Annotated in this window: 8 protein-coding genes and 1 riboswitch; of the genes, 4 read left to right on the top strand and 4 right to left on the bottom strand. The window is 44.8% G+C overall.

Annotated features, from left to right (window positions below; all coding sequences use genetic code 11):
* Positions 1-210: 210 nt before the first annotated feature.
* Positions 211-2,013 (bottom strand): PAS domain-containing sensor histidine kinase, encoded by a 1,803-nt coding sequence (locus tag PN462_RS03690; RefSeq protein ID WP_272126612.1) that lies wholly within the window; start codon positions 2,011-2,013, stop codon positions 211-213.
* A gap of 269 nt (positions 2,014-2,282) precedes the next feature.
* A riboswitch (TPP riboswitch) is annotated at positions 2,283-2,378 on the top strand.
* 7 nt (positions 2,379-2,385) lie between these two features.
* On the opposite strand from PN462_RS03690, the gene thiC reads away from it, so the two are divergent.
* Positions 2,386-3,765 (top strand): phosphomethylpyrimidine synthase, encoded by a 1,380-nt coding sequence (gene thiC, locus PN462_RS03685; RefSeq protein WP_272126611.1) that lies wholly within the window; start codon positions 2,386-2,388, stop codon positions 3,763-3,765.
* A gap of 91 nt (positions 3,766-3,856) precedes the next feature.
* Positions 3,857-4,252: a hypothetical protein gene (locus tag PN462_RS03680; RefSeq protein WP_272126609.1), complete on the top strand. Its 396-nt coding sequence runs from the start codon at positions 3,857-3,859 to the stop codon at positions 4,250-4,252.
* A 149-nt stretch (positions 4,253-4,401) separates the two neighbouring features.
* Here the strand turns inward: PN462_RS03680 and PN462_RS03675 are convergent, their stop codons facing one another.
* From PN462_RS03675 to PN462_RS03665, 3 genes are all read right to left on the bottom strand, one after another.
* Positions 4,402-4,896 (bottom strand): hypothetical protein, encoded by a 495-nt coding sequence (locus tag PN462_RS03675; RefSeq protein WP_272126608.1) that lies wholly within the window; start codon positions 4,894-4,896, stop codon positions 4,402-4,404.
* 101 nt (positions 4,897-4,997) lie between these two features.
* A complete protein-coding gene (locus PN462_RS03670; RefSeq protein ID WP_272126607.1) occupies positions 4,998-6,377 on the bottom strand; it encodes an aldehyde dehydrogenase in 1,380 nt (459 codons plus the stop codon).
* Between the two features lie 139 nt (positions 6,378-6,516).
* Positions 6,517-7,644 (bottom strand): pentapeptide repeat-containing protein, encoded by a 1,128-nt coding sequence (locus PN462_RS03665; protein ID WP_272126606.1) that lies wholly within the window; start codon positions 7,642-7,644, stop codon positions 6,517-6,519.
* Between the two features lie 218 nt (positions 7,645-7,862).
* Here PN462_RS03665 and PN462_RS03660 point away from each other — a divergent pair, with 218 nt between their 5' ends.
* Both PN462_RS03660 and PN462_RS03655 read left to right on the top strand, forming a co-directional pair.
* Positions 7,863-9,197, top strand: a complete 1,335-nt coding sequence (locus PN462_RS03660) for a tellurite resistance TerB C-terminal domain-containing protein (protein ID WP_272126605.1) — start codon at positions 7,863-7,865, stop codon at positions 9,195-9,197.
* A 48-nt stretch (positions 9,198-9,245) separates the two neighbouring features.
* Positions 9,246-10,556: an ATP-binding protein gene (locus PN462_RS03655; protein ID WP_272126604.1), complete on the top strand. Its 1,311-nt coding sequence runs from the start codon at positions 9,246-9,248 to the stop codon at positions 10,554-10,556.
* The last annotated feature ends 274 nt before the right edge of the window (positions 10,557-10,830 follow it).

The raw sequence follows: 10,830 nt of genomic DNA, 5'->3' as shown, positions 1-10,830 counted from the left end.
GTAACGAGATATGGCGGTTTGGAGTCGCCCTCACCCCCCAACCCCCTCTCCCAACCTTGGGAGAGGGGGAGAAAATGTCTCTCACAAGTGTCTGAAACAACGGTGTCTCGTTCTACAATTTCTCACCTTGACAGGGCTGGGTGAGTAATGGCCATGAACGAGTAATTTTCATGTTAAATTTCATGTCAACCTCAATGTAAGCTCAATGGTTTATCCTTTCCAAGGGAAACGGACGGTAAAGGTAGTCCCTTGGTTTAAGATGGACGCTACCGAGAGGTGTCCCCCATGTTTATTTTCGACGATCTGACGGGCGATCGCCAGTCCTAATCCGGTCCCTTCTCCCACTGCTTTGGTGGTAAAAAGGGGATTAAACACTTGCTGCTGCATTTCCTCAGTCATCCCTTTCCCATTATCCGCAATTTGAATCTGAACCTGATCTTCTACAATGGCGGTGGATAGGGTGATAGTGGGAGAATCGAGGGGAATGTCTTGGGCCATCTCATCAAACATATCCACTGCATTGGCCAAGAGATTCATAAACACTTGATTTAATTGACCAGGAAAACAGAGAATTTCGGGTAGATCACCATAATTGCGGATAATTTCAATGGCCGGTCGTTCTTCTTTGGCCTTGAGACGATATTTGAGTATTAACAAAGTACTATCCAGTCCATCATGGAGGTTAGCGCGAACTTGGTAGTCTGTATCGGCCCGGGAAAAGGTGCGTAAACTGTTACTGATAGCCTTAATGCGATTAGTGGCCTTTTCCATGGCCGGTAAAACGGTCGGTAAATCCTCCTGAATAAACTCCAGATCAATATCTTCAGCATTCTCTTGCAGGGCTGGCGCAGGTTGTGGATAATGGCTTTGATAGAGTTGTAAATGGTTCAAGACATCTTCAATCTGTTCGCGGATATTGTAGAGACTGCCATTGAGAAACCCAAGGGGGTTATTAATTTCGTGGGCCACTCCGGCCACCAAATTCCCCAAGGAGGCCATTTTCTCATTTTGCACAATTTGTAATTGGGCGGATTGGAGCTTTTGGAGGGCGTTTTGGAGTTCTTGGGTTTTTTGTTGTATGGCGGTTTCGGCTTGCTTGCGATCGCTAATATTGGTCATTGTACCCAACATCCGATAGGCTTCCCCCGCTTCATTGGTGAGAAACGTCCCATTATCTTCCACAAAGATATAATCTCCCCCTTTCTGCCGCCAGCGATACTCGACACGATAGTTACAACAGTTGGCCATCGCTTGTTCTAGGAGTTCTAAAGCGTGGGTGCGATCCTCCGGGTGAATGTGGTCTTCCCATTCCTGTAATGTGGATTCTTGGAATTCCTCGACTGCATATCCGGTAATTTTTGTAATTGCACCGGCCCAAGTAATACGTTCGGCAGCCACATCAAAATCATAAATCAATTGTCCGGTTTGTTCACAAACCACCCGAAACCGTTCTTCACTTTCCACTAAGGCATTTTCAATGGTTTTCCTAGGGGTAATATCAATGAATGTGCCTAATATTCCTATAACCTGGTTGGTCTCATCGTGGAGGGGGATTTTATTAGTTTCTAGCCAATGTTGACTGCCATCCGCTTGTTGTTGAGGTTCAATGATGCCTAATTCTGCTTGATTGGACTCCATCACCCGTTGATCACAGTCTCGAAACCAGTCTGTTTCTTCTCGTTTCCAGGGCAATTCATAATCGGTTTTGCCAATAATTTCACTGGGAGAATTGACCCCTGCAATGTGAGCAAAACGTTGATTACAGCCTAAATAAACTGAATTTCGATCTTTCCAAAAAGCCGCCTCTGGTAAATGATCCATGGCCAGACGCAAAAATTTTTCGGAGAGAGACCAACAGAGGTTTTTATTTTGAAGCTCTTGCTGAGTTTTCTGGAGGGTTTGAGTCGTTTTCTGGTACAACTGTTGAGACTCGACTAATTGCTGTTCTAACCGATAATTTTTGGCTTCGAGGTCTGCAATTTTTTGTTGTAACTCGTTTTGTTCCTGAGACATGATGTTTTGAGAAGATGAGCAACGCACGGGGAGCAACAAGAGAGCAGGGCAGACTTTATTATGAGAGCATTAAGATTATCCCTCTTTCTGTTATAGCTAAAGGGGTCTAGAGATGGCCGTCACCAAAGGGGGGTGAGTGGTGTAAACTACCATTAGACAAGGACAAACGACTTTGTCAAAGTTCCCAAAGTTTGCCCATTCCCCATACTTGGGGTTAAAGGTCTGGGAAATGCGATGCTCGCATTTTCTCTATCTAATGCTAAAATCAGATACTGAGCTAGGGGTGCTTAGATAACTAAGCTGAGATAGTCCCTTAGAACCTGAGACTGGCTAGCACCAGCGTAGGGAAGCCGTTATTTTGAGGACTTAAATATGCGTAAAGAATGGGTCGCAAAGCGTCGCGGTCAGAGCAATGTGACACAGATGCACTATGCTCGTCAGGGTGTCACCACTGAGGAAATGCACCACGTCGCCAAGCGAGAAAGTTTACCCGTTGAATTAATTCGTGAGGAGGTGGCCCGAGGTCGCTTAATTATTCCTGCGAATATTCAACATACGAACCTCGAACCCATGGCGATTGGGGTTGCCTCCAAATGTAAGGTGAATGCTAATATTGGGGCCTCTCCCAATTCCTCGGATTTAGATGAGGAGGTTGCTAAACTGAATCTGGCCGTGAAATACGGTGCAGATACAGTGATGGACTTATCCACGGGAGGGGGGAATTTAGATGAGATTCGTCAAGCGGTGATTAATGCGTCTCCGGTCCCCATTGGGACGGTCCCCATTTATCAAGCGATGGAAAGTGTTCACGGGAGTATTGAAAATCTGACTCCTGATGATTTCCTACATATTATCGAAAAACACGCCCAGCAAGGGGTGGACTATATGACCATCCATGCAGGGTTGTTGATTGATTATTTGCCGTTAGTGCGCGATCGCATTACCGGAATTGTCTCTCGTGGGGGAGGGATTATTGCTCGCTGGATGTTACACCACCACAAGCAAAATCCTCTCTATACCCATTTTGATGAGATTATCGAGATTTTCAAAAAATACGATGTCTCCTTCAGTTTAGGGGACTCTCTGCGTCCCGGTTGCGTCCATGATGCGTCGGACGAAGCACAACTGTCTGAGTTGAAAACCCTCGGACAACTCACCCGTCGGGCCTGGGAACATGATGTACAGGTGATGGTGGAAGGGCCCGGCCATGTGCCGATGGACCAAATTGAGTTTAACGTGAAGAAGCAGATGGAAGAATGTTCCGAAGCTCCTTTTTACGTTTTAGGACCTTTGGTGACGGATATTGCACCGGGTTATGACCATATTACCTCAGCCATTGGGGCTGCGATGGCGGGTTGGCATGGCACGGCAATGCTGTGTTATGTGACTCCCAAGGAGCATTTAGGGTTGCCGGATGCGGAGGATGTACGCAATGGGTTAATTGCCTATAAAATTGCGGCACACGCTGCCGATATTGCCCGACATCGACCGGGGGCCCGGGAGCGAGACGATCAACTGTCGGAAGCGCGATATAATTTCGATTGGAATCGTCAGTTTGAGCTTTCCCTGGACCCAGACCGTGCGCGAGAATACCATGACGAAACGCTCCCCGCAGATATCTACAAGACGGCTGAGTTTTGTTCGATGTGTGGGCCTAAATTCTGTCCCATGCAAACCAAGGTGGATGCCGATGCGTTAACGGAGTTGGAGAAGTTTTTAGCCCAGGATAAAGAAGTGGTGACGCAAGGTTAAGTCTTGTGGCATCAGGGTTAGAAAAAGGCTGGTTCTGCCAGTCTTTTTTTGTTTTTTGTAATGCCTTGGGCAAATACTGGAGGAAAGTAAAATGAATCAACCCTTGCAAAAAGTAACTAAATTATTTCTAAAATCGTTAGGACTCAATGACTATTTAATCCGAGAGATTATTAAAGGAGCAAATTTTAGTGTCATTCAAAATGGATATAGACTCTATGAAACATCTGACTTGATTAAAAAGATTAATACTAAACTGTCTGACTCCAAAACCAAGAAATCCAGTAAAAAGAAACTAACTAAAGTATTACATACATTACAAGGAAAAAGTAATGTAATTGAAGCCGATTTTTTACAGAAGTTACCACCCGAAAAAAGAATTGCAGTTTTAAAAAATCAGCTTCAAGAATTGGAAGTGGAAGAAAAGAAAATTGAGCAAGAAACGGATGAATTAATACAAAAAGCTAATGCGATGCTTATGGCTAATTAATTGTAGTCTTAGCATCCCAGTTTTACGTTTTTTATGATTCTGAAAACGCGAATACATCTATTTGACTTGATTTATCTGGGGGTTGATTACTATTCAACATCAAACGAATATGTTCTGCTGTTTCACTACTAAAGGTAATTAATTATTAATTACTCCTGATTTTGCGTGAGACGAATAATATAGGGATGATAGGTGTTTTTTTCGTAAGACCCGACCCAAATGCGATAACTTCCTGCTAACCATTGTCCGGCAATGCCTGGGTTTTGATTCAGGTAGTCATCATTACACCATGTTCCCCCTGGTCCTTGAATCAAAAGGGTGGTGTCTTCGGGACTTTGGACTTGTAGGGAGAGAAAGTCAAAAAAGGAGATGAGTGTGACCACATGATCGGGTTCTCGGTCCACAAACCCGACACAGGGCCCGGTTGCAGTTTCTCCGCGATCGCTGATTTCCCTTGCACTGGTTTCTCCCCCACTAATCCCCCGTAAGGTTTGCTGGTTAAACCCAAGGGGAGAAATGCGGATACTCTCGAAGATGGGGGGGGAAAGTTGCGCGATTTGCTCAGGGAGACGCTGCGCGATCGCTGGATTCATCCAACCACTCAGCAATAGGGTAAGCAATACCCCCTTATAGGATAAGCTCACACGGGGAAATCTACCAGTCAGCCAGTTCATCATCGGGTTATAGGATAGGTATTGAATAATGCTCTCGATCTTGACGCAAAACCGAGAAACTGGGTTGCACTTTAACGGAATAACCAGTTTAAAAACTTCAATTTCCCGTCATAGGGAGGATAACGAAGTTTGAGATCAAAGAGAAAAGACCGATTCAGGACGCTTTTATAGTGGGAGAAGGTGTCAAAACTTGCTTTCCCATGATATGCTCCCATGCCACTCTGGCCAACTCCTCCAAAGGGTAAGGTCGGGGAGGCAATGTGCATAATAGTATCATTGAGACAGACTCCCCCGGAAGATGTGGCCTGTAAGACGCGGTTTTGCTTCTGTTTATCTTTACTAAACAGGTAGAGGGCCAAAGGTTTGGGTTGGCCATTCACTTGGGCAATGGCTTCATTCAGGTCACTGTATTCTACAATAGGCAGGATCGGCCCAAAGATTTCGTCTTCCATCACTGCATCTTCCCAAGTGACATTATCCATCACTGTGGGGGCAATATAACGCTCGTCTTCCTGACAGTCTCCCCCTATAATCACTTTATCGGGATCAATGAGTGCTTGTAACCGTTGCCAATGGTGATGATTAATAATACGACAATAATCGGGACTCTCGGCAGGGTTTTCCCCATAAAATTCGCTAATATAGTCTTTTATTTTGTCGAGTAGGGGTTGTTTAATCTGCCGATGGACTAATAAATAATCAGGTGCAATACAAGTTTGTCCTGCATTAATAAATTTACCCCAGGCAATGCGTCGGGCTGTATAATCTAAATGAATATCGGGTTCAACAATGCAGGGACTTTTCCCCCCTAATTCTAGGGTAACGGGAGTTAACTGTTTTGCCGCCGCTTCCATGATGATTTGACCGATTTTTGTTCCTCCGGTGAAGAAGATATGGTCAAATTTCTGGGCTAATAGTTCTTGGGTGGTGTCTTTGTCTCCTTCAACGACGGTAATATAGTCAGAAATAAAACATTTCTCAATGATTTGGCTGACAATTTTTGCGGTAGCGGGGGCAAGTTCTGAGGGTTTTAGTATAGCACAATTCCCGGCTGCGATCGCGCCAATTAATGGGGCAATCATTAACTGGAAAGGATAATTCCACGGCCCGATAATTAACACCACCCCCAACGGTTCAGCCATGACTTGGGAAGATGCAGGAAGCTGCGTTAACAAAGTTGATGCTTTTGTCGGTTTCGCCCAAGATTTTAAATGTTTCAGAGTATATTTAATTTCTTCAATCCCATAGGCAACTTCCGAGGCAATAGATTCAAAGGCAGGCTTATTTAAGTCTTGTTGTAAAGCCTTGACAATTTCTTCTTGATTGGCCTTTAATTCTGATTGTAATATTTTTAGTTGTCTCATCCGAAAATCAACGGATTTTGTTGTGTCTTTTTGAAAAAAGATACGCTGTTTTTGGATTAATTGTGCTGCTTTATTTGTGGTTAACATAATACCTTGGTTGTGTCAATATCATTTTGTCAATTATGATTGTATTTGTTGGGTCAATTAACCCATTTTTAAGGGGTTTAAGCTCTTAGCCTTGGGGTTCAACCCAAGGTGTATTACAATTATTTATAAATAATTATAATTATTCATCAAAAATCGCTCCTTGCGTCTTGAGACTTGCCTTTAACTCCTCCGAGAGTCCTAAATTATTGCCAAATTTAGCCCCCTTCACATTAGCACCCGTCCAACTGGTATTACTCAAATTAGCCTCCGTTAAATCGGCCCCACTTAAATCAACTCCTGCTAAATTAACTAAAGCTAAACTGGCCCGACGGAGATTACATTCTGATAAATCGGCATTTTCTAAAAATGCCCCACTCAAATCCGCCCCACTTAACCTCGCTCGGGATAAAATAGACTCACTGAGATCAGCATCATTTAATTCTGCACCCCGGAGATTCACTTCTCTTAAATTTGCACCACTTAAATCAATTTCATTCAGAGTTGTTCCCAGTAAATTCCCTCCGGTTAAATCACTTTTGGGATCAAGTTCAGCGAGTTGTAATAATTCTAGGAAACTTTCCGTTTTCCCGTGGGCCAGTCGGTCAATGATTTCCTGTAAAATGCGGAAATCAGGACATTGAGGAGTAGGGGGATGGTTTGAAGTGATGGGAGGTTGAACTTTGGCTGCTTCTGGGGTGCGGAGTTCGATATAACTTAAATTGGGGGTAAAACAATTTTTCCAGAGGAACTGGACTAATTTGCGTTCGAGAACTGCGTGTTTATTGGGACTGATATCATGTTTCCATAACCCCTCCGCATCGGTAAGATGAACTCCGGTGACGGGAACAGATAAGGATGCGACTAAACGGTTGAGGGGAACATCAGTTTCAATTGTCCCTAATTTAAGTCCCTCCCAAGTCCCTTTGAGTAAATGCTTCTCTAATGGGGGGGTTAAACACCAAAAAGCGGACTGATCACTGTGTTGTGCGTCAATATGCAGGGTTTCTCCCGCAGCATTGGTAATTTCCCCGTGGAGTTGTTCATCTCCCACGAGAGAAGCGTGATCATCAAACTGGAGTTGCAGTTGGCCACGACTAATGCCAAATTGTAAGCGGCCTTCTAACAACGTCATCCACTGTTGATCACAGTACAGGGACAACCAGAGGGTAAAGTGATGAGAGTCTGCTGCTTCGGGGATACAGGTTAATTGTAGGCGAACGCAGTCGGGATAGGGGTGAAAGGTGATAGAAGATGCTAGGGGATCCATCTGAGTTACAAGGAAGTAATAAGGTCAATTTTTTATTGTAAGGGGTGGTTTGGGGGGGTGTCGGTCAATTGTTGCAAAAAGAGATGGGTGGACAAAGATTAATTTGGGAGTTCTCCCGTACTCCCCCAACATCCCTCTATAATAATGTCTGATCCGGGTGTCCTGTGACACTCCCTGGCACAATTCCCAGCATAATGCGATTGAGCAAACAACGGCTTGTGAATCAGCTTTTTTTCGGTGGTGTGGCCTTAACCTGTGGGGTTGGGGTGGGGTTTTTGCTGTTTCGTGAATGGAAACCTGCGCTGTTAGCGGGGTTGACGACGCTTCCGGCCAGTTATTCCGGGGCCCTGGTGGTGGAGTTTCGTCGTTTGGAACAGGATCAACGGTTACGGGGGAGTTTGCGATCGCAAATCCAATCCCTCCTCGAACAACGTCAACAACTCTACACCACTTTATCAGAAGCCTATCGCACCCAACAAGAATTACAAGGGAGTATTCAAGCACTCCATCAAGAACGTTCCCAACTGCTTTCCAGAGTTTCCGAACTCCATCAACACCGCAGCGAACTCTACCAAGAGTTTGAGGTTTTACAGCACCAAAAACGCCAATTTGCCGCGAAACAACCCCCCAAACAATTACAAGCAGCAGCGTCTGAAGATCAAGACCTCAACAATAAATTATTCAGCAAAACCATTCAAATTCAACAAGCTGAAATTCGCTTTAAGCAGTTAAAAGGGGAAACGGACAACTTACAAAATAAAATTGCCCAACAAAAACAAGAACAAGAACGTCTTCAACAACAAATCAAACAACTATTTCTCGAAAAAGAACAGTTAGAAGTCCAAAAACAATCCCTCACCCTAGCTAACAACCATTTACAGGAAAATCACGCCGAAATTAAAGAAGGAGTCGCCCAACTCGAAACCCAACGGTATGAGACCGAATCTCAAATTTATCAAAAACAGTTAGAACTAGAGCAACTCGAAACCCAACGGCAACAACTCCAAGATAAAATTGCCCAAGAACAAGAAGAATTGCTTAACAAAAAAGCACAAAAAAGTCAAGACAATTCAGATAATTTAACAAAATCAGCAGACCCCAAACCGCCAGAGAATGCCACCTCAGCCCCTCCATCTCCGCCTCCCTCAGACCCAGCAAAAAATCCCTCAGATTCCTTAAAAACATCAGAAATTTTAGAGAATCTTCCTTTAACGTCCCCCGAAGCTGATAAAATAGAAGAAATCCCCTCAGAATGGTTAGAATTAGTTCAAGAATTAACGTCCCCAGAAACCGAAGCCTTGCAAGCCATTCTGACTCAAAACGAGACCCAATTAAAAACCATTGCCGATACCCTAGCCACCATGCCCGAAGTCTTAATTGAAACCTTAAACGAAAAGGCTCTAAACACCCTAGGAGACACCGTATTTGCCAGCCCAAGCAGCACAGTTATCCCCGAAATTCACGAAGAATACCAAGACCTAATCCCCCCCCTAACCCAACATTGTCAAGTCATCTTACAAGAAACCAACCCCCCCCCAAAAAAACTAGAATAATTATTAATCACCCATTACCAATCACCCATTACCAATCACCCAAAAAAAATGCCCACCCTTCCCAAACGAATTTCCACCGCTTTAATTAACGCCCTAGCTGCGGGAGTTGTACCAAGAATTGGCTTAGATCATATTGCGGTGGCCCGAGAAACCGAAATGAAAGCCATCCGCCAAGACTTAGAAAACATTGGAGAAGGAGGGGCCGCCTTTCGCTTTATTGTCGGTCGTTATGGGGCTGGAAAAAGTTTCTTGCTGCAACTCATCCGTAATTTAGCCATGGAACAGGGGTTTGTGGTGGCCGATGCAGACTTGTCCTCCGAATTACGTCTGGCCGGGAGTAAAAAACAAGCCGTGGCCACCTATCGGGAGTTAATGAAAAATATGGCCACTCGAACCTCTCCCCAGGGCGGCGCGATCGCGCTTATCCTAGAAAAATGGACCAGCAGTATCCTCTCCCAAGTCGCCCAAACCACCGGAAAACGCCCCGGAGACGAAGATTTTAACCAACAAGTCGAACTCAAAATCCGCGAAGTGGTCGATCATTTAGAAGGATTAGTCCACGGGTTCGACTTTGCCAACGTCATCATCACCTACTGGCGAGGATATCGAGAAGACAACAACGAGAAAAAAGAAGCCGCCTTACGCTGGTTACGGGGGGAATTTAACACCAAAACCGAAGTCAAACAAGCCCTAGATGTCCGCGTCATGATCGATGATGACACCTGGTACGACTATATAAAACTCTGGGCCAAATTCGCCGCCGATATCGGTTACAAAGGCTTAATACTCTTCCTCGATGAAGCCGTCCACCTGTACAAAATTTCCCACCGTCGGTCCCGTCAGAGTAACTATGACCGACTCCTAGCCATGTTTAACGACACCATGCAAGGAAAAGCTGACTCATTAGGAGTAGTCGTGTGTGGGACCCCCAAATTTATCGAAGATCAACGTCGGGGGTTACAGAGTGACGAAGCGTGGCGGACTCGTCTCGCCAAAAGTCGTTTTCTCACCGAAGACTTACAAGATAATACCGCCCCCGTCATTAAATTAAACCCCCTCACCCCAACCGAACTCTTTCAACTCCTGCAACGGTTAGCCCAAGTCCACGCCACCCATTATCGCTATAAAATGCAGTTACAGGACGAACAAATTCAAGACTTCCAAGACATCGCCAGCAACCGCTTAGGGGCCGAAAAAATGACCACCCCCAGAGAAATGATCCGAGATTTCCTCACCATTCTCAACATCCTCCACCAAAACCCCCAAGTCTCCTTCGAGGACTTAGTTCACCGTCAGGGAAAACCATCTGCATCCATGAATGGGAAAAGTCGGGGTGAGTTTGCAGAATTCACCCTCTAGGGTCCCATCGCCTGCCGCAACTGCCCCGAATGGGTCACAAACCCAAAACATAGCGAGATTTTTTCAGAAAAACATTCATATCTTGTTTTTTCGTTCGTAGTAAGCCCTTTAGGGCTTATTTCAACCCTGACAATATTGAATATATCGTTAACCTCTCAACCCGTTTTTAACGGGTTTAAGCTATTAGCCTTGGGTTTTAACCCAAGGCATATTTTACTGATGGCTGATAATCGTTAACCTCTCAACCCGTTTTTAACGGGTTTAAGCTATTAGC

The sequence above is a fragment of the Spirulina sp. CS-785/01 genome (assembly GCF_028330525.1).
Taxonomy (GTDB): Bacteria; Cyanobacteriota; Cyanobacteriia; order Cyanobacteriales; family Spirulinaceae; genus JAQMSD01.
This window is presented reverse-complemented; position numbering and strand designations above follow the sequence as displayed.

What these genes read in the sequence shown, in the direction of transcription:
- PN462_RS03690 (WP_272126612.1), bottom strand. Translation starts at nt 2,013, where the DNA reads ATGTCTCAGGAACAAAACGAGTTACAACAAAAAATTGCAGACCTCGAA.
- thiC (WP_272126611.1), top strand. Translation starts at nt 2,386, where the DNA reads ATGCGTAAAGAATGGGTCGCAAAGCGTCGCGGTCAGAGCAATGTGACA.
- PN462_RS03680 (WP_272126609.1), top strand. Translation starts at nt 3,857, where the DNA reads ATGAATCAACCCTTGCAAAAAGTAACTAAATTATTTCTAAAATCGTTA.
- PN462_RS03670 (WP_272126607.1), bottom strand. Translation starts at nt 6,377, where the DNA reads ATGTTAACCACAAATAAAGCAGCACAATTAATCCAAAAACAGCGTATC.
- PN462_RS03665 (WP_272126606.1), bottom strand. Translation starts at nt 7,644, where the DNA reads ATGGATCCCCTAGCATCTTCTATCACCTTTCACCCCTATCCCGACTGC.
- PN462_RS03655 (WP_272126604.1), top strand. Translation starts at nt 9,246, where the DNA reads ATGCCCACCCTTCCCAAACGAATTTCCACCGCTTTAATTAACGCCCTA.